Genomic DNA, 20,561 nt, shown 5'->3' on the forward strand with positions numbered 1-20,561 from the left:
TCGCACCATCCGTGCCCGGTCGGTCGTGGGACGCCTGCACGATCTGGGTCCGGATGCACGACTCGTGTCGGATCGGTCCTGCGACGCCTGCACGACCCGGGTCCGAATGCACGACGGGGTGACCACTTCTCCCGGGCAGCCGTGCACGGATCGTGCAGGCGGAACAGACCGGACGGGTCGGACGGAACGAACCACACCGGACCGGACCGAACCACACCGGGCCCGGGTCAGGTGTCGAAGCTGAGGCTCAGTTTCCGCAGCAGGGCGGCCAGCCGGTCGCGGTCAGCGCGGGAGAGCGCGCGCAGGAGGTCGGCCTCGGCGTCCACGAGCCGGGTGATCGCGGCGTCCACCCGGACCCGGCCGTCGTCGGTCAGAGTCACGAGCACGCTGCGGCCGTCCGCGGGGTCGGCTTCCCGGCGCACGAAGCGACGGCCGACGAGACGGTCGATGCGGTTGGTCATCGTGCCGCTCGACACGAGGGTCTGCTGCAGGAGCTGCTTGGGCGAGAGCTGGAACGGGGATCCTGCCCGGCGCAGCGCCGACAGCACGTCCCACTCCCACGGCTCGAGGTCGCTCCGGCGGAACACCTCGCGGCGGGCGCGGTCGAGGTGTCGGGAGAGGCGATCCATGCGGGACAGCACCTCGAGCGGGGAGAAGTCGAGGTCGGGCCGCTGCGTGTTCCACGCGCCGACGATCCGATCGACCTCATCCGCCTCGCTCATCCGTTCATTATCGCGTGCGGCGACGTCGTGGCCGCGGAGGACGCGGGGAGCGGCATCGTGAGGAACGCGCTGTGCGGGTCGGGGAGGTAGGAGCCGAACGGCGGACCCTCCCGGAAGCCGGCGGCGGTGTACATCGCTCGGGCCGGATCGAAGAAGGGGTCCCGGCCGGTTTCGAGCGAGACGCGACCGACGCCGCGCGCGTCGGCGTCGTCGAGGAGATGACCGAGCATCGTCCGCCCGAACCCGCGTCCGCGGAAGGCGGGATCGGTGCGCATCGACTTCAGTTCCTCGTGGCCGTCCTCGACGACGGCGAGGGCGCCCGTCGCGGCGATCCGTCCGTCGACGCGTCCCGTGAAAAACCGGATGCGGGGAGTCAGCAGCCGGTCGATCGGAAGCGCATGCTGGCTCTCGGGTGGAGCGGTGCCGTCCATCTCTGCGTGGTGTGCGGCGACGAAGGCCGCGATCTCGGGGGTGGCGACGGTGACACGGTCGATCACGAGGCTCATCGTCCCAGCATCGCAGAGCCGTGTTTCGCGCGGATGACGAGCCCGCCCGGCGTGCGCCTCACGCACAGGAAGACGGGCGAGGACGTGGCAGACTTATCGGGCGGTGCCCCCGGGGCACCGCGGTCCGCCGTGGTGTAATGGCAGCACGACAGCCTTTGGAGCTGTGAGGTCTAGGTTCGAGTCCTGGCGGCGGAGCATGACTGAGAACACCCTCGCCGTCGTCGTCCTCGCTGCAGGCCAAGGCACGCGTATGAAGTCGCGCCTGCCGAAGGTGCTGCACCGGATCAGCGGGCGCCCTCTCGTCGGACACGTGCTCACGACGGCCACTCGGCTGCACCCGTCGCACATCGAGGTCGTCGTGCGGCACGAGCGCGATCAGGTCGTCTCCGCGCTGCGCGAGGACTACCCGGACGCCGTCTTCATCGACCAGGACGAGGTTCCGGGCACCGGCCGCGCCGTCCAGGTCGCGGTGGACGCGCTGCCCGCAGACTTCGACGGCGACGTGCTCGTGCTCTCCGGCGACTGCCCGCTCGCCGACGCCGAGACACTCTCGACGTTCCTCGCCGAGCACCGCGCCTCCGGAGCGCCGGCGACCATCATGACCGCTCTCGTCGACGACCCCACCGGGTACGGCCGGGTCATCCGCGATGCGGACGGCACCGTGGACCGCATCGTCGAGCAGAAGGACGCGACGGCGGAGGAGGTGGCGGTCAGTGAGATCAACGCCGGCATGTACGTGTTCCGGGCCGCCACGCTGCGCACCTACCTGCCCAAGATCGGTGTCGACAACGCGCAGGGCGAGATGTACCTCACGGACGTGCCCGGCCTCGTGCGCCAGGACGGCGACCGAGTCGCGGCGTCGATCGTGTCCGACGTCGAGGTCACGTTCGGGGTCAACGACCGCGCCCAGCTTGCCGAGGTCGGCCGTCGCCTGAACGCCCGCATCGTGCGCCGCTGGCAGCTCGAGGGCGTCACCATCGTCGACCCGAGCACGACGTGGATCGACGACGACGCCACGCTCGCCCCCGACGTCACGATCCTCCCGAACACGCAGATCCTGCGCGCGACGACGATCGCCACGGGCGCGACGATCGGACCGGACACGACGCTCGTCGACTGCGAGGTCGGGGAGGACGCGGTCGTCCGCCGGACCGATGCGACCCTGGCCGTGATCGGCGCCGAGGCGACCGTCGGCCCCTTCTCCTACCTCCGCGCCGGCACCGTGCTCGGCCCGAAGGGCAAGATCGGCGCCTACGTCGAGACGAAGAACGCCGAGATCGGCGAGGGCAGCAAGGTGCCGCACCTGTCGTACGTGGGCGATGCGACGATCGGCCGTGGCGTGAACCTCGGCGCGAGCACCATCACGGCGAACTACGACGACGTCAACAAGCACCGCACGGAGATCGGCGACGAGGTGCACACCGGCTCGCACACGGTGCTGGTCGCGCCCGTTAGGCTTGGTCCTGGTGCGAAGACCGGCGCCGGCGCCGTCGTCCGCAAGGACGTCCCGGCCGGTGCCCTGGCCATGAGCGTGGCCCCCCAGCGGAACATCGAGGGGTGGGTCGAGAAGAACAGAGCAGGGACGGGCGCGGCGGATGCCGCGGCCCGGGAGAATTCGGCGGAATAGGCGGAGCATGGCCCGGAAGAAGAAGACGGTCGACCTGGATCGCGACAACGGCGTGGCCCCCGGCCTCGTCGCCAAGACGAAGAAGCGTCTGGTCATCGCCGGTGGTCGATCGCATCCCGAGCTGACGGCGGCCGTCGCCACCTCGCTCGGTACCGAGATCGCTCCGGTCGAGCACCGCACCTTCGCCTCGGGCGAGATCTACGCCCGCTTCGAGGTCTCGATCCGCGGCTGCGACCTCTTCCTCGTGCAGACGTTCGGCGAGCCGGTCAACGAGTGGCTCATGGAGACGCTCATCATGATCGACGCCGCCAAGCGCGCCTCGGCCAAGCGGATCACCGTCGTCGCGCCGTACTATCCGTATTCGCGTCAGGACAAGAAGGGCCGCGGCCGCGAGCCCATCAGCGCCCGCCTCGTCGCCGATCTGCTGAAGACGGCCGGCGCCGACCGCGTGATGAGCGTCGACCTGCACGCCGCCCAGATCCAGGGCTTCTTCGACGGCCCCGTCGACCACCTGTTCGCCAAGCCGGTGCTCCTGGACCACTTCGAGCGCACCCTCACCCCGGAAGACCGGGAGATCCTCACGGTCGTCTCCCCGGACATGGGCCGCGTGCGTGTGGCCGACACCTGGTCGGACAGCCTCGGAGCCCCGCTCGCGATCATCCACAAGCGCCGCGACCCGAAGGTCGCCAACCAGGTCTCGGTGCACGAGATCGTCGGCACCGTGGAGGGACGCACCTGCCTCCTCGTCGACGACATGATCGACACCGGTGGCACGATCGTCAAGGCCGCGCAGGCGCTCAAGGCGAACGGCGCGCACCGCGTGATCGTCGCCGCGACCCACGCGATCTTCAGCGACCCGGCGTCCGAGCGGCTGCAGGACGCGGCGATCGACGAGGTCGTGGTCACGGACACCATCCCGCTGTCCGCATCGCGTCGCTGGGAGAACCTCACGGTGCTGCCCATCGCGCCGCTGCTGGCCCGGGCGATCCACGAGGTCTTCGAGGACGGCTCCGTCACGAGCATGTTCGGCGGGGACGCGTAACTCATCGGGACGGCACAGCCCGTGCATAGCCGGGGTGCTTACGGTCGAGTCATCGACGGAAGAGTCGACCGATGACGACCACGGAGGACCCCATGATCCGCACGACCGTTCCGACCTCTGTCCGCACGGGCACCGCCCTCCTCGGGGTCGCAGGGCTCTTCGTCCTCGCCGGGTGCTCGTCGACCGGCGACGCCACCGACACCTCGAACGGCGCCGACGAGACCGCGGGGTCGAGCACCTCGTCCTCGTCGACCGGTGGAGACGCTTCCGGCACCTACGCCGACGGCACCTACACCGCCGACGGCTCGTACCAGACCCCGGAGACGGTGGAGGAGATCACCGTCACGCTCACCCTCGCCGACGGCGTCGTGACGGAGGTCGAGGTCACGGGCGACCCGAAGGCCCCGGAGACCGAGCGGTACCAGGGAGAGTTCATCGACGGGATCGCCGACGAGGTCGTGGGGAAGCCGATCGACGAGCTGAACGTGAGCCGCGTCGCGGGATCCTCGCTCACGAGCGGCGGCTTCAACGACGCCGTGGCCTCCATCAAGGAGCAGGCCGCCGCCTAGGCGCGAGGCGTCCTCATGGGGCAGTGGCGATTCGAGGCGATCGGCACCGGGTGGGAGATCGAGACCGGTGCCCCGCTCACGGATGACGTCCGCGCGGCCGTGACGGCCGAGATCGAGCGGTTCGATCGCACCTGGTCGCGGTTCCGAGACGACTCCGACGTGGCTCGTCTCGGACGCTCCGGCGGTCGCCTGTCCTCGCCGGACGCGGGACCGATGCTCGATGCCTATCGCGAGCTCGACGCCGCCACAGCCGGTGCGGTGAATCCGCTGGTCGCCGACAGCCTTGTCGCCCTCGGCTACGACGCCAACTACTCGCTGCAGGCCGGCGATCCCCGCCCCGCTCCGGCATCCTGGACCTCTCTGCTCATGTGGTCCGCCGGGGCGATCGACGCCTCTGCGCCCGCCCTGCTCGATGTGGGCGCCCTCGGCAAGGGGCGTCTCGTCGACCGGGTGATGGCGGTGCTGGCCGACGTCCCTGGGGACGTGGTCGTGGATGCCGGCGGAGACATCCGGGTGCGCGGCGCCGGCGTGCGCGTCGCTCTCGAGCACCCGTTCGATGCGCGGAAGGCGATCGGCGTCGTCGAGATCACCGATGGCGCGCTGTGCGCATCGGCCATCAACCGACGGGCATGGGGAGACGGTCTCCATCATGTGCTCGACGCGCGGACGGGACGCCCGATCCGCACCTGGGCCGCGACGTGGGCTCTCGCCCCGGAGGCGATGACCGCCGACGCCGTGGCCACCGCGCTGTTCTTCGACGGCGGCCCGGAGCTGGGCGTCCGCTGGGGCGTCGAGTGGGTGCGCATGACCACCGACGGCCGTGTGCAGCGCTCGCCCGGCTGCCGCGCCGAGCTCTTCACCGCGGCACCCGCCGCTGCCGCTGGAACCGGGGGAGACACGACACCATGACCACCGCCTTCGCCGCCACCCGCCAGCGCGTCCTCGCCGTCCTCGGCGCGCTGTCGATGTACCGCCTCGTGCTGTTCGCGCTGACGGCACTGGCCCTCATCGCGCTCGTGCTCTCCCTGTTCGGAGTGATCGTGTCTCCGACGCCGGGGGAGCTGGTGGCCTCCTTCCTCGTGCTCGCCGTCGTGATCTCCGCCGTGGACGCGGTCGCGCAGCGCCTCCTCCGCCTGCCCTGGCGGGTGGAGTCCTCGCTCGTCACCGCTCTCATCCTGCTGTTCGTGCTGCGTCCCGGCATCGAGCCGTCGGCGTTGCTCGGCCTCGCGATCGCGGGCGCGGTGGCCAGCGTGTCCAAGTACCTCATCGCGTGGCGGGGGCGGCACATCTTCAACCCGGCGGCGTTCGGTGCTGCGGTCGTATCGATCCTGGGGGCGTTCGACGCGTTCAGCTGGCTCGGCACCTCCTCGTCGTGGTGGGTCGGCACCCCGGTTCTCGTGATCCCCGTCGTCCTCCTCGGGCTCGCCGTGCTGTGGCGTACGGAGAAGGTCGGGGTCGTCCTGCTCTTCCTCGTCATCGCCGTCGCCACCTCGATCGTGCGGCAGGCGGTGCAGGCCGTGCAGTTCGGCGTCTCGTTCGACGTCGTGACGGCGCTGTCGTTCGCGGTGCTTCAGTCGCCGTTCCTCTTCCTCGGGGCGTTCATGCTGTCGGAGCCGCTGACGCTCCCGCCCCGTCGTCGGCAGCAGCTCGTCGTCGCCGCCGTGGTGGGCGTGCTCGCGGGGTGGCCGATCTCGGTGGCTGGTCTGTTTACGCTCGGGCAGGAGCGCGCCCTCCTCATCGGGAACCTCGTGGCCTTCGCGTTCGCGCTCCGCGGGTCCGTGCGTCTGGTCCTGGAGCGCCGTGCCTTCGTGACGCCGACCGCGCAGGAGCTCACGTTCCGGGCGAAGGGCCGCGTGCGGTTCCTCCCCGGGCAGTACCTCGAGCTCGATGTCCCGCATCGGCGCCCTGACGCGCGGGGGACGCGCCGCGAGTTCAGCATCGTGTCCGCTCCGGCCGATCTGCCGACCCTTCGCATCGCGTACAAGAACGGCGACCAGCAGCACCCGTCGAGCTACAAGCGGGCTCTCGCGGCAGCCGAGCCCGGGGCGACCTTCGCGGTGACCGGAACCTGGGGCGACTTCATCCTCCCGCGCGGCGAGCAGCCGGTGCTCATGGTGGCGGCGGGCATCGGTGTGACGCCGTTCGTATCGCAGCTCCGGCAGCTCCAGGCGACAGGGGAGCGGCGCGACATCGTCCTCGTCTACGTGGCGTCCTCGGCGGACGAGCTCGCCTTCCGGGACGAGCTCGCCGCGACGGGGGTGCGCACGGTGGTGTTCACCCGCGACGAGCCGGACGACCTTCCCGCGCACTGGACCTGGGCGCAGGGGGCCCGCCTGGACGCGGAGACCCTGGAGCGCGCGGTGGAGGACCTCTCGGCGCGGCACGCCTTCATCTCCGGCCCGCCGCGGCTCATCGCCGACCTCGCGCCCGCGCTGCAGAAGGCCCGTTCCCTCACCACGGACGCCTTCGCCGGCTACTGACGCGGATCGTCTTCCGTCCGTCGGCCCGGGGACGTTGCGACACCTGCACGACCCCGCGACACCCGCACGACCGAGTACCCCGTCTCGTCGTGCATCCGCGCCCGGATCGTGCAGACGGGACAGTCCGATGGGATCGTGTGAAGTCCGGTCAGATGGGCCGCCCGCACGATCGGGGACGGATGTACCGCCGGGGGACATCTGCACGACCGGGGACCACTTGCACGACCGGGGGACACTTGCACGACCGGGGGACACTTGCACGACCGGGGGACGGATAAACGAGGGGATGGACGGATCGGTTGTGCGGACCGGTTCGGGTCGTTCAGGTGGCCACGGACTGGTCTCGACCGCGGAGACCAGGCGGGACTCATGCACGACCGGGGGACGGATGCGAGACGGGATCGACGGATCGGTCGTGCGGGTGGGGTCGGGTCGTGCGGGTGTGCACGGTGCGGTTTCGACCTCGGACGTCGACCGGAGACACCTGCACGACCCGGGGACGGGTGCACGAGGGGATGGATGGATCGGTCGTGCGGACGGGTTCAGGTCGTGCGGACGGGTTCAGGTCGTGCGGACGGGTTCAGGTCGTGCGGACGGGTTCGGGTCGTGCGGGTGTGCGACAGAAAGGACGGAGACCGGGGTCAGGCGTCAGGGGTCTCGCCGGGAGGAGTCAGCGGGATACGGACGGTGAAGGTCGTGTCGCCGGGCTCGCTCTCGACCGAGATCCGGCCGTGGTGGCCCTCCACGATGGCCTTGACGATCGCGAGACCGAGCCCGGTCCCTCCGGTCTGCCGGGCGCGGGAGCTGTCCCCGCGGGCGAAACGGGCGAAGAGCTCGTCGCGGAGGGCGGGATCGATCCCCGGGCCGTCGTCGTGCACGCGGAGCACGGCCTCGTCGCCCTCCCGGGCCACGCTCAGCGTCACCGTGGTCCCCGCGGGGGTGTGGGTCCTGGCATTGGCCAGCAGGTTCGCGACGACCTGATGCAGCCGCCCGGCATCCCCGACGACGGTGACCGGCTCGTCCGGCACCTCGATGTTCCAGTGATGATCGGCCGCGGTCGGCCGCGCATCCGAAAGGCCTTCGAGGGCGAGCTGGGTGAGGTCGACCGTGCCGTACACGAGCTCGCGGCCCTCGTCGAGGCGGGCGAGGAGCAGGAGGTCCTCCACGAGCCGCGTCATGCGCAGCGACTGCGCCTGGATGCGCTCCAAGGAGGAGGTCGTGCCCTCGATGACCGCGTCTTCCTTCGTCGCCTCCGGTGCCTGACGCAGCGCCCGCAGCGAGAGCTCCGAGTACCCGCGGATCGAGGCCAGGGGCGTACGCAGCTCATGGCTCGCGTCGGCGACGAACCGGCGCATCTGCTCCTCGTTCTTCTGCCGCGCCGACAGGGACGTGTCCACGTGGTCGAGGAGCTTGTTGAGCGCGGCACCGACGAGCCCGGTCTCCGTCCGCGGATCGGCCTCGCTCGCCGGCACGCGCTCGGTGATGCTGACCTCGCCGCGGTCGAGCTGCTGATTGGCCACCCTCGTCGCGGTCGCCGCGACCGCCCGCAGCGGCCGCAGCCCGACCCGGATCGTGACCGCCGTGGTGAGGGCGAGGAGGATCAGGCCGCCCACCGTCGCGAGCAGGATCACGGTGAGGAGCTGCGTGAGCTGATGCTGGATCTCGTCGCGGGGGAGTCCCGTGACGACGACGACGCCGTTGCTCGCGGTGGTCGCGACGACCCGATACGAGCCGAGGTCGTCGAACGAGACCGTGGCAGGGGTGCCGAGCGCGACCGTGCCGTACAACCTCTGCAACTGCTCGGGGGTGAGCGACTGCGGAGTGCTGTTCAACGCCCCACGGCTCTCCTGGAACGTGACGCCGCTCGGTCCGGCCACGGGGCTCCCGAGCGAGAGCAGCAGCCCGGGGACGCGGGTGTTGAGGAGGGGGAGGATGTTGTCGACGGTCGCCTCAGAGGGCGCGACCCGCTCCACGATCCCGTCCCGGATCGTCGCTGCGTAGCTCTTCACCTTGTTGTCGAGCTGGTCCTCCAGCGTGCTGCCGAGGGTGGCGCTGGTGATGACGGCGACGATGACGAGGATCAGCGACACGAACCCGATCACCGCGGTCATCAGCCGCGTCTGCAGGCTCATGGGCCGTCGCGTCACCGTCGCTCCGCTCACTGCGGGGCCTTGATCATGTAGCCGACGCCGCGCACGGTGTGCAGGAGGGGCGTGCGCCCGGCGTCGATCTTCTTCCGGAGGTAGGAGATGTAGAGCTCCACGACCGACGACTTGCCGCCGAAGTCGTAGCTCCAGACGCGGTCCAGGATCTGCGCCTTGGACAGCACCCGGCGCTCGTTGCGCATGAGGTAGCGCAGCAGTTCGAACTCGGTCGCGGTCAGCTCGATCTCCACGCCGTCCCGGACGACCTCGTGGCTGTCCTCGTTGAGCGTGAGATCGGCGACGCGGAGGATCGACTGCCCGTCGTCGGCGCTGGCGTGTCCGGTGCGCCGGATGATCGCGCGGAGCCGGGCGATCACCTCCTCCAGGCTGAAGGGCTTGGTCACGTAGTCGTCGCCCCCGGCGGTGAGCCCGGCGACGCGGTCGCCCACGGCATCCTTCGCCGTGAGGAAGAGGACGGGGACGAGGTTGCCCGCTTCGCGGAGGCGCTTGAGCACGGCCATCCCGTCGAGGTCGGGCATCATGATGTCGAGCACGAGGGCGTCCGGCTCGAACTCTTTCGCGACCTGGATCGCCTCGAGACCGGAGGAGGCGGTGCGCACCTCCCAGCCCTCCATGCGCAGGGCCATGGCGAGCAGATCGGTGAGCATCTGCTCGTCGTCCACGGCGAGGATGCGCAGAGGGGAGCCGTCGGGGCGGCGCAGTTCGGGCAGGTCGCTGGTCATGCCTCTATTCTGCGGAACTTCCTATGTGATTTCTATGGAGCGGGCTATGGGTTCTCTGGGAGATGGGGTGCAAGATGTCCGACCCCGGGTCTACCGTGTGCTCATGATCGACCACGTCGAATCCGCACAGCCCACCGTCCACCGTCCCTCCACCGTCTCCGAGGTCGCCGCGCTCGTCCGCGCCGCCGCGCAGGAGGCTGTCCCCCTGACCGTTGTCTCCGGCGGCCACGGTCCCTGGTCCCACGCCCCCGCTCCCGGTCTGCGCCTCGAACTCGGGGAGCTCTCCTCGATCGAGGTCGACGGCACGGCCGTGCGCATCGGCGGCGGTGCCGTCTGGGGCGATGTCGCGACAGCCCTCGCCGGCCACGGCCTCGCGCTGAGCTCCGGCGACACGGCCAGCGTCGGCGTCGGCGGTCTCACTCTGGGCGGCGGCGTCGGCTGGATGGTGCGCGCCTGGGGCCTCGCCGTCGATCAACTCGTCGGCGCCCAGGTCGTCACCGCGAGCGGAGACGTGGTGGAGGTGTCGGCCACGCAGCATCCCGACCTGTTCTGGGCGCTGCGCGGCGGTGGTGGCAACTTCGGCGTCGTCACCCGTTTCGACTTCGAGGCGCATCGCCTGCCGGGGATCGCACTGGCCGAGTCCGTCGTCGACGGCGACGCGACGGCCGTGCTCCGGGCCGCGCGCGAACTCCTCCGCGATGCCCCGCGCGAGCTGACCGTCACGTACATGGACGTGCCGCCCATGGATCCGAGCGCTCCGGCCGGTGCCCGGCTGACCGCCGTGTGGGCCGGGTCCGACCCGGAGGCGCTGCGTGTGGAGCTTGCGCCGATCACCACGCTCGACGGTGTCACGACGGAGATCACCGAGCCCGCCTACCGGGACATCCTGATGGAGATGCCGCAGCCCGAGGGCGGCGAGGCTCCTGCTCCTCCCGGGTTCCTCGGCGGGAACGGTCTCGTCGCCGACCTCGATGATGAGACGATCGATCGGCTGGTGGCCTATCGGCGGGAGTTCCCCGCCTCGGTCGTCTTCCTCCGGTCCCTCGGCGGGGCGTTCGGCGACGTTCCGCAGGAGGAGACGGCCTTCCCGGCGCGCAGCGCTACCTGGTTCGTCATGGCCGGTGCCTTCGACGTCCCCGGACTACTCGACGAGCAGGGGCGTGAGAAGGCCGCTGCGGACGCGGAGCGGATCGTCGGGGGCCGCCTCGCCGAGTACAGCAACTTCGTCGACCGCGAGCGACCGGACGCGGTGTCCGGGATGTACGACGGCGACGGCTACGCGCGTCTGCGGGCGGTGAAGGCGCAGTGGGACCCGCAGAACGTGTTCCGCCGCAACCACAACATCCTCGCCTGACGCACGAAGGGCCGGGCACCCTGCGGTGCCCGGCCCTCGTAGACCCGAGGTCAGTGCGTGTCTTCGGCTTCGATCTCGGAGCGGTCGCCCGACCACAGCGTGTGGAAGGTGCCCTCCTTGTCGATGCGCTTGTAGGTGTGCGCACCGAAGAAGTCCCGCTGGCCCTGCACGAGAGCGGCCGGGAGGCGGTCGGCGCGGATGCCGTCGTAGTACGACAGCGACGACGAGAACGCCGGGGCCGGGATGCCGGACTGCGCCGCCGTGACCACCACGCGACGCCACGCCGCCTGGCCGCGGGTCAGCGCCTCGGCGAAGTACGGAGCCGTCATCAGCACGGGCAGGTCGGGCGTCTCGGCGTAGGCGTCTGCGATCCGGTTCAGGAACTGCGCACGGATGATGCAGCCGCCGCGCCAGATCTTGGAGATCGCACCGAGATCGATGTTCCAGCCGTACTCGGCGGCACCGGCGCGGATCTCGTCGAAGCCCTGCGAGTAGGCGACGATCTTGGAGGCGTAGAGCGCGAGGCGGACGTCCTCGACGAAGGCGTCGACCTCGTCGGCCGGGACCGTGAACTCCTCGTCCGGGCCAGGAAGCGTGGCGGCGACCGCGCGCTGCTCGGGGTGCGAGGAGAGGGAGCGGGCGAACGTCGCCTCGGCGATCCCCGATACCGGCACGCCGAGCGAGAGCGCGGTCTGCACGGTCCAGGCACCTGTGCCCTTCGCGCCGGCCTGGTCCAGGATGACGTCGACGAGCGGCTTGCCGGTGGACGCGTCGACCTGCCGCAGCACCTCGGCGGTGATCTCGATGAGGTACGACTCCAGCTCTCCCCGGTTCCACTCGGCGAAGATCTCGGCGATCTCCGCGGGCGTCTTGCCGGTGCCGCGCCGGATGAGGTCGTACGCCTCGGCGATGAGCTGCATGTCGGCGTACTCGATGCCGTTGTGCACCATCTTGACGAAGTGGCCGGCACCGTCGTGGCCGACGTGCGTCACGCAGGGCTCGCCCTCGGCGATCGCGGCGATGGACTTCAGGATGGGTCCGAGCGTGATCCAGGACTCGTCCGAGCCGCCCGGCATGATCGAGGGGCCGGTGAGGGCGCCCTCCTCGCCGCCGGAGATGCCGGCGCCGACGAAGTTGATCCCGGTCTCGCGGACGGCCTTCTCACGGCGGATAGTGTCCGGGAAGTAGGCGTTGCCGCCGTCGACGATGATGTCGCCCGGCTCGAAGACCTCGACGAGGGAGTCGATCACGGCGTCGGTCGGGGCTCCGGCCTTGACCATGATGATCGCGGTACGCGGCTTCTGCAGCGAGTCGGCGAACTCCTGGTAGGTCTTCGCCGGGAGGAAGCCCGCCTCGGGATGCTCGTCGAGGAGGGTCTGCGTCTTCTCGTAGCTGCGGTTGAAGATCGCCACGGTGTTGCCCTCGCGGCTCGCGAGGTTGCGGGCGAGGTTCGACCCCATGACGGCGAGTCCGACGACTCCGATGTTCGCTGATGCTTCGGGCACGGAAGGCTCCTCGATCGTGAAGAAGGGTTGTCTTCAGCGTATCGCTGTGCGGTGGATCGAGGCGCACCCGTGACGCGGGGCCGTCATCGTCCGCGGTGCCCGACAGTCGCGAGCCCGCGGACCTCTACGCTGAAGGGAGCACAGGAGCTGGAGGGAGTCGGTCGTGACGGAGTCCGAGAAGAAGGTCCGCGCCGTCGTCGCGGTGCCGTTGGCGGAGGAGCTGTGCGGGCTCATCGAGGAGCTCGAGCCGCGGCTCGAGGTCATCCACGACGCAGCCCTGGTGCCTCCCATGCGCGGCCCGGCCGACTGGTCGGGCGATCCTGACTTCGCGCGCACGTCGGAGCAGCAGCGGGCGTTCGACGACCTCGTCGACTCGGCCGACGTCCTCTTCGGCATTCCCGACGTCGACCCCGACGCGCTGGCGCGGACGGTGTCCGCGAATCCGCGGCTGCGGTGGGTCATGACCACGGCGGCCGGCGGTGGCAGCACCGTGAAGGCGGCGGGGCTCGACCGGGCCGATCTCGACCGCATCGTCTTCACCACCAGTGCCGGCGTCCACGGCGGCACCCTCGCCGAGTTCGCCCTCTTCGCTGTACTCGCCGGAGCGAAGGACCTTCCGCGCCTGCGGACGGACCAGGATCGGCGCGTCTGGCCCGATCGCTGGGAGATGCGCCAGCTCGACGAGATGACCGTGCTGGTCGTCGGACTCGGCGGCATCGGCGCGGAGTGCGCCCGCCGGTTCCACGCCCTCGGCACCCGGGTGTGGGGAACCAGCCGCTCCGGCCGCCCGGTCGAGGACGTCGATCGCCTCATCGCGCTGGACGAACTCGTGGACGCGGTGGGGGAGGTCGACGCGATCGTCGTCACGCTGCCCGGCACGGAGCAGACCAGGCACCTCATCGGCGAGGAGGTCCTGCGGGCGGTGAAGCCCGGGGTCATCCTCACCAACGTCGGGCGCGGCAGCGTGGTCGACGAGACGGCGTTGCTCTCCGCGCTCGACGACGGCCGCGTCGGCTTCGCCGGTCTGGATGTGTTCGAGCAGGAGCCGCTGCCCGCCGAGTCCCGGCTGTGGGCGCATCCCCGCGTCCTCGTCAGCCCGCACACCGCGGCGCTCAGCTCGAAGGAGGAGGAGCGCATCGCGCGGCGATTCGCCGAGAACGCCACCCGGCTGCTCGACGGACGCGAGTTGCGTGCCGTGGTCGACACGGTCGAGTTCTACTGAGGATCGACGGCAGGACGGCATGAGCGTGCGCATCGTCGTGATGGGGCCGAGCGGCTCCGGGAAGTCGACGGTGGGGGCCGCGCTGGCCGAGGACCTCGGGGCCCGTTTCGTGGATGGGGACGACCTGCATCCGCTGACCAACGTCGAGAAGATGGCGGCGGGCATCGCCCTCGACGACGACGACCGGATGCCGTGGCTGCGGGTGGTCGGACGGACCCTCGCCGCCGAGACGCACATCGTCGTCGCGTGCTCCGCGCTGCGGCGGCGCTACCGGGATGCCATCAGGGCGGAAGCGCCGGAGGCCGTCTTCGTCGAGCTCGGCGTGGCGCGGGAGACGCTCGCACGACGGCTCGGCGATCGGCCCGATCACTTCATGCCGGCCTCGCTGCTCGATTCCCAGCTCGAGGCGTGGGAGCCCCTGACGGGCGACGAGTCCGGGGTCCGGGTCGATGCCGCGCTCCCGCTGGCGCAGGAAGTGACGGCGATCCGGAAGGCGCTCACCGCGGTGACGGGAACGCCGGGGGAGCCTCAGTCCTTGCGGTAGCCCGAGCGGCCGAGGGAGAACAGGGCGGCCCCGGTGGCGACGGCGGCGCACAGCGACATGGCGCCGATCACCCAGAGGAGGACGTGAGAGAGGAACGCGGCGTCGAGCATGGGGGTACTCCGAATTTCTGCAGAGGGGACCGGTGTCCTCAGCCTATCGGGTCATCCGGTACCATGGAGTCGTACCTCGGCGAGGGACGCTTCTGCGCGTGCGCGAACGTCCGTGATCGACGCGGCGAAGCAAGCCCGGTGGCTTTCCTCACGCGTCCGCGTTCGAGTCCACAATTACAAGACCACCGCGCGGCGCCTTCGCTGCGTGCCCCGAAGGAGAACCTCATGTCTGAAGACACCACGGTCCACGCCGAGCTGCGCAGCAGCTTCGGCAAGGGCTTCGCCCGTCGTCTGCGCGCCGCCGGCAAGATCCCCGCGGTCATCTACGGCCACGGCACCGAGCCCGTGCACGTCGCGCTGCCGGGTCACCAGGTCTCCCTGATCATCCGTCGCGCCAACGCGCTGCTCGACCTCGACATCGAGGGCACCTCGCAGCTCGCGCTCGTCAAGGACGTGCAGAAGGACCCGGTGCACCAGATCATCGAGCACATCGACCTCCTGGTCGTGAAGAAGGGCGAGAAGGTCGCCATCGACGTCCCCGTCGTCGTGACCGGCGAGCCGGCTCCCGGCACCATCGTCAACCTCGACGCCACGACCATCCAGGTCGAGGCCGAGGCCACGCACATCCCCGAGAACATCGAGGTCTCGGTCGACGGTCTCGAGGAGGGCGCGCACATCACCGCCGCCGACGTCACCCTCCCAAAGGGCTCGACGCTCCTCACCGACGCCGAGGTCCTCGTGGTCGCCATCTCCGTCCCGGCCGCTCCGGTCGAGGACGAGGAGACCGAGGGCGAGTCCGCCGAGGGTGCCGCCGAGGCGTCCGAGGAGGCCGCCGCGGAGTGATCTCCGCCTGCTTCATCACGGAGGGGACGCGATCGGATCGCGTCCCCTCCGTCGTATCCTGACCGGGGTGACGGCTCCGGCGAGAGAGGACGAGGAATGGCAGCGACCTGGCTTGTGGTCGGTCTCGGCAACCCCGGGCCCCGCTATGAGGCGACCCGCCACAACATCGGCCAGATGGTCGTCGACGAGCTCGCGGCTCGGCGCGGCGAGAGCTTCCGGGAGCACAAGGGCGGCGCGCGTGTCGTGGAGACCTGGCTCCGCCCCGGCGCCGACAAGCTCGTGCTCGCGAAGCCGAACACGTTCATGAACGTCTCGGGCACGCCCGTCGCGGCGCTCGCCCGGTTCTACTCCGTCCCCCTCGATCACGTCGTCGTCGTGCACGACGAGCTGGACATCCCGTTCGACACGGTCAAGCTCAAGACCGGGGGAGGCCACGGCGGCCACAACGGCGTCCGCGACATCGCACGAGCGCTCACGAGCCCGGACTTCCCCCGGGTGCGCGTGGGCATCGGTCGCCCGGTGGGGCGTCAGGACCCCGCCGACTGGGTGCTCTCCCCGTTCGGCAAGGACGAGCGCGCCAACCTGCCGCTGCTCGTGGGCGACGCGGCCGACGCCGTCGAGCTCCTCGTCGACGAAGGACTTCTCGCCGCACAGCAGAAGCACCACGCCCCTCGCTGAGGTTCCGGCGCGCGCCGTGCGTCAGGTCGTGAAGGCGGCGTACCCCGCCGCGCCGCCGACGGCGAAAGCGGTGAAGACGGCGACGAAGAAGATGATCGCGCCGAGGACGGCGACGATGAGCGCGGCGATGCCCGCTCCGCGCCCCTGTTTCCTGCGGATCGCGATGATCCCCAGCACGATCGCGGCGATGCCGAGCACCGTCCCGGCCCAGAAGGACAGCTCCGTCCACAGCACCTGATCACGCGCGGGGGACAGGAACCCGAGATCTCCCGTGGAGCCGCTGATGCCCTGCGGGATGCGGCGGCCCACCTCGAACGCGCTGATGCCGCCGATGATCGGCATGACCACGGCCGCGAGGATCGAGAGGCCCAGGGCGAGCAGGCCGAGGAACCCTGAGGGCTTCGGCGCGGCGTCCGGTGCGGTGTAGGAGCCGGACGATGTCGCGTAGCCGCCCACAGGCACCTGATACGCCCCGGGCGGCGCGGCAGGGGGTGCCGGCTGGCCGTACCCGCCGGCGGGTGGGTACGGTGCCGGAGCGGCCGGCGGTGCCGACGGATACGCGGGCGGCGGGACCGCGCCGGGTGCCGGCTCCTGCGGGACCGAGGTCGCCGGAGGCAGGGGCGGCACGGCGCCGGGCGGAGGGGGCAGCTGCGGATCGGTCACGATGTCATCCTAGGGTCGGCCGCGGCTCACACCCGGCGGAGCAGTCCGACGCGGTCGTACACGTCGGACAGCGTGCGATCGGCCACGGCGTCGGCGCGGGCGGCGTTCTCGGCGAGGATCCGGTCCAGCTCCGCCGGGTCGTCGAGGAGCTCGAGGGCGCGGCTGCGCACCGGAGCGAACTCCTCGACGACGACCTCGGCGAGGCCCTTCTTGAAGTCGCCGTAGCCGCGGCCCGCGTACTCGTCCTCGATCGCGGGGATCTGGCGTCCGGTCAGCGCGGCGTAGATGGTCAGGAGGTTCGAGACGCCCGGCTTGGCCTCGCGATCGAACCGTACGGTGCCCTCGTTGTCGGTCACCGCGCGCATGATCTTCTTCGCCGACTTCGCCGGGTCGTCGAGCATCCACAGCACGCCGGCGTCGCTCTCGGCCGACTTCGACATCTTGGCCGTCGGGTTCTGCAGGTCGTAGATGCGCGCCGTCTCCTTCTGGATGACCGGGACGGGCACCGTGAAGGTCTCGCCGAACCGCGAGTTGAAGCGCTCCGCGAGGTCGCGGGTGAGCTCGACGTGCTGCTTCTGGTCGTCGCCGACCGGCACGACATCGGTCTGGTAAAGCAGGATGTCGGCCGCCATGAGCACCGGGTAGGTGAAGAGGCCGACGCTGGTCGCATCGGCGCCGTAGCGGGCCGACTTGTCCTTGAACTGGATCATCCGTCCGGCCTCGCCGAAGCCGGTGATCGTACTGAGGATCCAGGCGAGTTCGGCGTGCGCACGGACGTGCGACTGCACGTACAGCGTCGACTGCGACGGCTCGATGCCCGCGGCGATGTACTGCGCAGCGGTGCGACGGGTCTTCTCGCGCAGTTCGTCCGGGTTCTGGGCGACCGTGAGGGCGTGCAGGTCGACGACGGAGAAGAACGCGTCGTACGAGGTCTGGAGCTCCCGCCACTGCAGGAGCGCGCCGATGTAGTTGCCGATCTGGAGGGAGTCGGCGGAGGGCTGCATTCCGGAGTAGAGGCGAGGCTTGTTCACCCGTCAATCCTATGCGCCCGCGCCGCGGTGCCCGGCGCCGTCGCATCCCCTACGCTGACGTCATGACGGACGGCATGCCCCTGAGACGCGGACAGGTGTTCCTCGATGCGCTCGGCGCGGAGGCGGAGCGTCTCCATCCGGAGATCCTCGCGCAGTACCGTGCTCCCGTCTCGACGGGGCATGCGGAGGGGGTGTTCGCGGTCGCGGGGAGCCGGTTCGGCCACTGGGCGGCCCTCGGGCGTCCGATCGTGGGACCCGGTCTGCTGGTGCCGACATCAGGGCGGGACGTGCCGTTCGTGCTGCGCACGACGACCGGGCGCGCGGCGACGGGCCGCGCGACGCTCGACTCCACGCGCGAGTTCCTCTTCCCCGGGCGGACCGCACGGATCGTGGACCGGCTGACGGTGAGCGTGCGGCCGGGGCTGGTGCGGAATCTCCTCGGCGCCCGTGGCCGCGTGGAGCTCATCGAGGAGTGCAGTGTGACGGCGGAGGGCTTCCTGCGGATGCGCACCGTCCGGGTCGCCCTGCGGCTGTTCGGGCGGCGGTTCGCTCTGCCGGGACCGCTCGGCGTGCGCGTGGACCTCGTCGACGGCTGGGACGCCGAGCACCGCCGGCGCACGATCGACATGCGCGCCGTGAACCCGGTGCTCGGCACCGTGCTGGAGTACCGCGGATGGTACCGGGAGTCGCCGCCGTCGCCCTCCGAGCGGCCGGAGCCGGGTCAGTAGGTGTAGTCGACGACGACCGGAGCGTGGTCGCTCCAGCGCTGGTCGTACGCGGCCGCACGGGCCACGTGGTACGCCTGGACGCGTTCGGCGAGAGCGGGCGTGGCCAGGTGGTAGTCGATGCGCCAGCCCGAGTCGTTGTCGAAGGCCTTCCCGCGCATGGACCACCAGGTGTAGGGCCCGTCCACCTCGCCGTGGAAACGGCGGCCGACGTCGACCCAGCCCAGGCCCGTGCCGACCGAGCCGTCGACGCCGGTGACCGACGTCCCCGCCTCACCGAGGAAGCGATCGAAGTAGGCGCGCTCGCGCGGCAGGAAGCCGGCCTTGGTGCGGTTGCCGCGCCAGTTCTTGATGTCGAGCTCGCGGTGCCCCACGTTGAGGTCGCCGGTGACGAGGGCGAGGGCGCCGTCGGTGTTCAGGTTCGCCAGTCGAGCCTCGAACGCGTCGAGGAACTTCCACTTCTCGTCCTGCTTCGGGGTGTCGGCCTCGCCGGAGTGCACATAGGCGCTGACGACGGTGAGCGGACGGTCGCCGATCAGGAAGTCGGCCTCGATCCAGCGGCCCTTGGAGTCGAAGTCCTCCGGGCCGAAGTCCGCCCGCGAGGCGAGCGCGGGGAGGCGGCTGGCGATCGCGACGCCCGCGCGCCCCTTGGCCGTGGCCTCGTCGTGCACGAAGGTCCAGCCGGGGAGGGCGGCCTCGATGTGCTCGTCCTGCCCTCGCACCTCCTGGAGGGTGAGGATGTCGATGTCCGCGGCGTCCAGCCACGTGCTCATCCCGTTGCGGGCGGCCGCCCGGATCCCGTTGACGTTGACCGAGGCGATACGCAGGTGAGGCATTCCTCCAGCCTAACGAGCACCGCCGACATCGCGGTTCTGACGGCGGTCGAGCTCGGAGAGCAGGCGCTGCGCGAGAGGGGAGGTCGGCGGTGCGGGCGGGGGAGCGGAGGCCTCCAACCGTGCGACCTCGTCCTCCGCCGCGCGGACGGCGTGCCCGGCGGCCCAGCTCCGGTACCACGGGGCCTCGTCGCGCGCGGCCCGGGCGTCGCGCAGTCGGATCCGTGCGGCGGAGAGCAGCGTGGCGTGCTCCGCCACCCGCCGCTCGGCCTCCGTCGGCAGCAGGAGCGGGAGGTCGCGGTCCTGGGCGGCGACGGCGATCCATGAGGCGGCGACGAGCATGACCACCCCGTTCACCCGGAACCACAGCAGCAGTCCGACGAAGATCGCGAAGGTCGCCAGCAGCGGGTTCGACGGCGTGTAGCTCAGCAGGAACCCGACCCCGAACTGCAGCACCGTCATGGCCGCGCCGCCGAGGAGGGCGCCGGGCCAGATGGTGCCCCAGTGCAGCGAGGTGCCGGTGAGGAAGCGCACCATCGCCGCCAGCGCTCCCGTGAGCAGGACGAACGAAACCAGGACGGTGCCGATCCGGATGCTGATGTTGAGGCCGTCGGAGCCGGCGTCCCAGCCCAGCAGCGACAGCACCCAGCTGAGGACCGCGGCGCTGGCCGAGCTCAGGGCGGAGCCGACGATGAGGGCGACTCCGAAGATGAGGGCGGCGAGCAGGTCGCGCGCCTTGAGGAGGAGGTAGCTGCGCCGGTCGGGTTCGAGGCCGAAGATGTCGCGCACGGCCCGCCGGGAGAAGGTCACCCAGCCGATCGCGGTCCAGATCACCGTGCCGAGGGCGATGAGACCGGTGATGCCGAGGAACCCGCTGGTGTTCGATGCGATCTCCTGCACCTGCGCGGGGGTGAAGACGCCGCCCTCGTCGAGGATGAGATTCGGGATGTAGTTGTTGATGATGCCGATGAGGCCGTTCACTGCCTCCTCGCTGCCGCCGAGCCAGAGGCCGGCGATGGCGAACGCGAGGTAGATCGCGGCGAAGATGGCGAACAGCGCCTGGTAGCTCACCCCGGCGGCGAGCAGGAAGCCGTTGTGCTGCAGGAAGTGCCGCCACACCCGCACCGGGAAGAGGCCGAGGGTGCGCCGGGTCAGCGCGGTCGCGCGCTCGACCGCGGCATCGAGGCGACCGTCGGTCGCCGAACCGGGCTCGGACACGC

The 20,561-nt window shown here is 70.7% G+C and carries 21 protein-coding genes and 1 tRNA gene; 12 read left to right on the plus strand and 10 right to left on the minus strand.

Going from position 1 to position 20,561, the window contains the following annotated elements; all coding sequences use genetic code 11:
- Positions 1-227 precede the first annotated feature (227 nt).
- Positions 228-722, minus strand: a complete 495-nt coding sequence (locus BK819_RS13730) for a MarR family winged helix-turn-helix transcriptional regulator (protein WP_025105633.1) — start codon at positions 720-722, stop codon at positions 228-230.
- Positions 719-1,294, minus strand: a complete 576-nt coding sequence (locus BK819_RS13735; protein ID WP_371259852.1) for a GNAT family N-acetyltransferase — start codon at positions 1,292-1,294, stop codon at positions 719-721. Before BK819_RS13735 ends, BK819_RS13730 begins: the two co-directional genes overlap by 4 nt.
- Positions 1,295-1,351: 57 nt before the next feature.
- Here BK819_RS13735 and BK819_RS13740 point away from each other — a divergent pair.
- The 6 genes from BK819_RS13740 (at position 1,352) to BK819_RS13765 (ending at position 6,946) form a co-directional block, all read left to right on the plus strand.
- Positions 1,352-1,423: transfer RNA gene (locus BK819_RS13740), tRNA-Gln, on the plus strand.
- Position 1,424: 1 nt separating this feature from the next.
- Positions 1,425-2,855 (plus strand): bifunctional UDP-N-acetylglucosamine diphosphorylase/glucosamine-1-phosphate N-acetyltransferase GlmU, encoded by a 1,431-nt coding sequence (gene glmU / locus BK819_RS13745; protein WP_071329642.1) that lies wholly within the window; start codon positions 1,425-1,427, stop codon positions 2,853-2,855.
- A 7-nt stretch (positions 2,856-2,862) separates the two neighbouring features.
- Positions 2,863-3,897, plus strand: coding sequence for a ribose-phosphate diphosphokinase (locus tag BK819_RS13750; RefSeq protein ID WP_071329643.1), 1,035 nt, complete (start codon positions 2,863-2,865; stop codon positions 3,895-3,897).
- Positions 3,898-3,989: 92 nt separating this feature from the next.
- Entirely contained in the window at positions 3,990-4,466 is a 477-nt protein-coding gene (locus BK819_RS13755) for an FMN-binding protein (protein ID WP_071329730.1), read from the plus strand.
- A gap of 15 nt (positions 4,467-4,481) precedes the next feature.
- Positions 4,482-5,375: an FAD:protein FMN transferase gene (locus tag BK819_RS13760; RefSeq protein WP_071329644.1), complete on the plus strand. Its 894-nt coding sequence runs from the start codon at positions 4,482-4,484 to the stop codon at positions 5,373-5,375.
- A complete protein-coding gene (locus BK819_RS13765) occupies positions 5,372-6,946 on the plus strand; it encodes an FAD-dependent oxidoreductase (RefSeq protein WP_071329645.1) in 1,575 nt (524 codons plus the stop codon). Before BK819_RS13760 ends, BK819_RS13765 begins: the two co-directional genes overlap by 4 nt.
- Before the next feature lie 641 nt (positions 6,947-7,587).
- On the opposite strand, the gene BK819_RS13770 is transcribed toward BK819_RS13765, so the two are convergent.
- Together BK819_RS13770 and BK819_RS13775 are read right to left on the minus strand one after the other, a co-directional pair.
- Positions 7,588-9,078: a cell wall metabolism sensor histidine kinase WalK gene (locus BK819_RS13770; RefSeq protein WP_071329646.1), complete on the minus strand. Its 1,491-nt coding sequence runs from the start codon at positions 9,076-9,078 to the stop codon at positions 7,588-7,590.
- 26 nt (positions 9,079-9,104) lie between these two features.
- Positions 9,105-9,833 (minus strand): response regulator transcription factor, encoded by a 729-nt coding sequence (locus BK819_RS13775; RefSeq protein WP_025105641.1) that lies wholly within the window; start codon positions 9,831-9,833, stop codon positions 9,105-9,107.
- Positions 9,834-9,936: 103 nt separating this feature from the next.
- Between BK819_RS13775 and BK819_RS13780 the strand changes: the two genes are divergently transcribed.
- Positions 9,937-11,187 (plus strand): FAD-binding oxidoreductase, encoded by a 1,251-nt coding sequence (locus BK819_RS13780; protein WP_083391813.1) that lies wholly within the window; start codon positions 9,937-9,939, stop codon positions 11,185-11,187.
- 50 nt (positions 11,188-11,237) lie between these two features.
- Here BK819_RS13780 and gndA read toward each other — a convergent pair whose 3' ends face one another.
- Positions 11,238-12,692: an NADP-dependent phosphogluconate dehydrogenase gene (gene gndA / locus BK819_RS13785; RefSeq protein ID WP_071329647.1), complete on the minus strand. Its 1,455-nt coding sequence runs from the start codon at positions 12,690-12,692 to the stop codon at positions 11,238-11,240.
- Positions 12,693-12,855: 163 nt separating this feature from the next.
- On the opposite strand from gndA, the gene BK819_RS13790 reads away from it, so the two are divergent.
- Together BK819_RS13790 and BK819_RS13795 are read left to right on the plus strand one after the other, a co-directional pair.
- On the plus strand, positions 12,856-13,914 hold the full coding sequence (locus tag BK819_RS13790; protein WP_071329648.1) for a D-2-hydroxyacid dehydrogenase: 1,059 nt from the start codon (positions 12,856-12,858) through the stop codon (positions 13,912-13,914).
- A 19-nt stretch (positions 13,915-13,933) separates the two neighbouring features.
- Positions 13,934-14,458, plus strand: a complete 525-nt coding sequence (locus BK819_RS13795; RefSeq protein ID WP_071329649.1) for a gluconokinase — start codon at positions 13,934-13,936, stop codon at positions 14,456-14,458.
- Here the strand turns inward: BK819_RS13795 and BK819_RS17035 are convergent.
- The gene (locus BK819_RS17035; RefSeq protein ID WP_255218687.1) at positions 14,443-14,568 is read right to left on the minus strand and encodes a hypothetical protein; all 126 of its coding nucleotides are present in this window, start codon (positions 14,566-14,568) and stop codon (positions 14,443-14,445) included. The two genes, BK819_RS13795 and BK819_RS17035, sit on opposite strands and share 16 nt — an antisense overlap.
- Before the next feature lie 225 nt (positions 14,569-14,793).
- Here BK819_RS17035 and BK819_RS13800 point away from each other — a divergent pair, with 225 nt between their 5' ends.
- Both BK819_RS13800 and pth read left to right on the plus strand, forming a co-directional pair.
- Positions 14,794-15,411, plus strand: a complete 618-nt coding sequence (locus BK819_RS13800) for a 50S ribosomal protein L25/general stress protein Ctc (protein WP_071329650.1) — start codon at positions 14,794-14,796, stop codon at positions 15,409-15,411.
- Between the two features lie 96 nt (positions 15,412-15,507).
- A complete protein-coding gene (gene pth, locus BK819_RS13805) occupies positions 15,508-16,089 on the plus strand; it encodes an aminoacyl-tRNA hydrolase (RefSeq protein WP_025105649.1) in 582 nt (193 codons plus the stop codon).
- 21 nt (positions 16,090-16,110) lie between these two features.
- Here pth and BK819_RS13810 read toward each other — a convergent pair whose 3' ends face one another.
- Positions 16,111-16,752 (minus strand): hypothetical protein, encoded by a 642-nt coding sequence (locus BK819_RS13810; RefSeq protein WP_143049313.1) that lies wholly within the window; start codon positions 16,750-16,752, stop codon positions 16,111-16,113.
- Between the two features lie 26 nt (positions 16,753-16,778).
- Positions 16,779-17,783 carry a tryptophan--tRNA ligase gene (trpS, locus tag BK819_RS13815; RefSeq protein ID WP_083391807.1) on the minus strand — a complete coding sequence of 335 codons (1,005 nt, stop codon included), beginning with the start codon at positions 17,781-17,783 and terminating at the stop codon, positions 16,779-16,781.
- A gap of 62 nt (positions 17,784-17,845) precedes the next feature.
- Here trpS and BK819_RS13820 point away from each other — a divergent pair, with 62 nt between their 5' ends.
- The gene (locus tag BK819_RS13820; RefSeq protein WP_256209477.1) at positions 17,846-18,511 is read left to right on the plus strand and encodes a DUF4166 domain-containing protein; all 666 of its coding nucleotides are present in this window, start codon (positions 17,846-17,848) and stop codon (positions 18,509-18,511) included.
- On the opposite strand, the gene BK819_RS13825 is transcribed toward BK819_RS13820, so the two are convergent.
- Both BK819_RS13825 and BK819_RS13830 read right to left on the minus strand, forming a co-directional pair.
- Entirely contained in the window at positions 18,505-19,344 is an 840-nt protein-coding gene (locus tag BK819_RS13825) for an exodeoxyribonuclease III (RefSeq protein ID WP_071329652.1), read from the minus strand. The genes BK819_RS13820 and BK819_RS13825 overlap by 7 nt on opposite strands.
- A 9-nt stretch (positions 19,345-19,353) precedes the next feature.
- The gene (locus BK819_RS13830; protein ID WP_071329653.1) at positions 19,354-20,559 is read right to left on the minus strand and encodes a YihY/virulence factor BrkB family protein; all 1,206 of its coding nucleotides are present in this window, start codon (positions 20,557-20,559) and stop codon (positions 19,354-19,356) included.
- Positions 20,560-20,561 lie beyond the last annotated feature (2 nt).

It is taken from the genome of Microbacterium sp. LCT-H2 (assembly GCF_001866135.1).
GTDB lineage: Bacteria > Actinomycetota > Actinomycetes > Actinomycetales > Microbacteriaceae > Microbacterium.

Bases quoted from the DNA above. Each gene is read 5' to 3' on its own strand.
- BK819_RS13775 (WP_025105641.1), bottom strand. From the start codon at position 9,833: ATGACCAGCGACCTGCCCGAACTGCGCCGCCCCGACGGCTCCCCTCTG.
- BK819_RS13730 (WP_025105633.1), bottom strand. From the start codon at position 722: ATGAGCGAGGCGGATGAGGTCGATCGGATCGTCGGCGCGTGGAACACG.
- glmU (WP_071329642.1), top strand. From the start codon at position 1,425: ATGACTGAGAACACCCTCGCCGTCGTCGTCCTCGCTGCAGGCCAAGGC.
- BK819_RS13755 (WP_071329730.1), top strand. From the start codon at position 3,990: ATGATCCGCACGACCGTTCCGACCTCTGTCCGCACGGGCACCGCCCTC.
- BK819_RS13800 (WP_071329650.1), top strand. From the start codon at position 14,794: ATGTCTGAAGACACCACGGTCCACGCCGAGCTGCGCAGCAGCTTCGGC.
- BK819_RS13765 (WP_071329645.1), top strand. From the start codon at position 5,372: ATGACCACCGCCTTCGCCGCCACCCGCCAGCGCGTCCTCGCCGTCCTC.
- BK819_RS13780 (WP_083391813.1), top strand. From the start codon at position 9,937: ATGATCGACCACGTCGAATCCGCACAGCCCACCGTCCACCGTCCCTCC.
- BK819_RS13825 (WP_071329652.1), bottom strand. From the start codon at position 19,344: ATGCCTCACCTGCGTATCGCCTCGGTCAACGTCAACGGGATCCGGGCG.
- BK819_RS17035 (WP_255218687.1), bottom strand. From the start codon at position 14,568: ATGCTCGACGCCGCGTTCCTCTCTCACGTCCTCCTCTGGGTGATCGGC.
- BK819_RS13795 (WP_071329649.1), top strand. From the start codon at position 13,934: ATGAGCGTGCGCATCGTCGTGATGGGGCCGAGCGGCTCCGGGAAGTCG.
- pth (WP_025105649.1), top strand. From the start codon at position 15,508: ATGGCAGCGACCTGGCTTGTGGTCGGTCTCGGCAACCCCGGGCCCCGC.
- BK819_RS13770 (WP_071329646.1), bottom strand. From the start codon at position 9,078: ATGAGCCTGCAGACGCGGCTGATGACCGCGGTGATCGGGTTCGTGTCG.
- BK819_RS13820 (WP_256209477.1), top strand. From the start codon at position 17,846: ATGACGGACGGCATGCCCCTGAGACGCGGACAGGTGTTCCTCGATGCG.
- BK819_RS13750 (WP_071329643.1), top strand. From the start codon at position 2,863: ATGGCCCGGAAGAAGAAGACGGTCGACCTGGATCGCGACAACGGCGTG.
- BK819_RS13760 (WP_071329644.1), top strand. From the start codon at position 4,482: ATGGGGCAGTGGCGATTCGAGGCGATCGGCACCGGGTGGGAGATCGAG.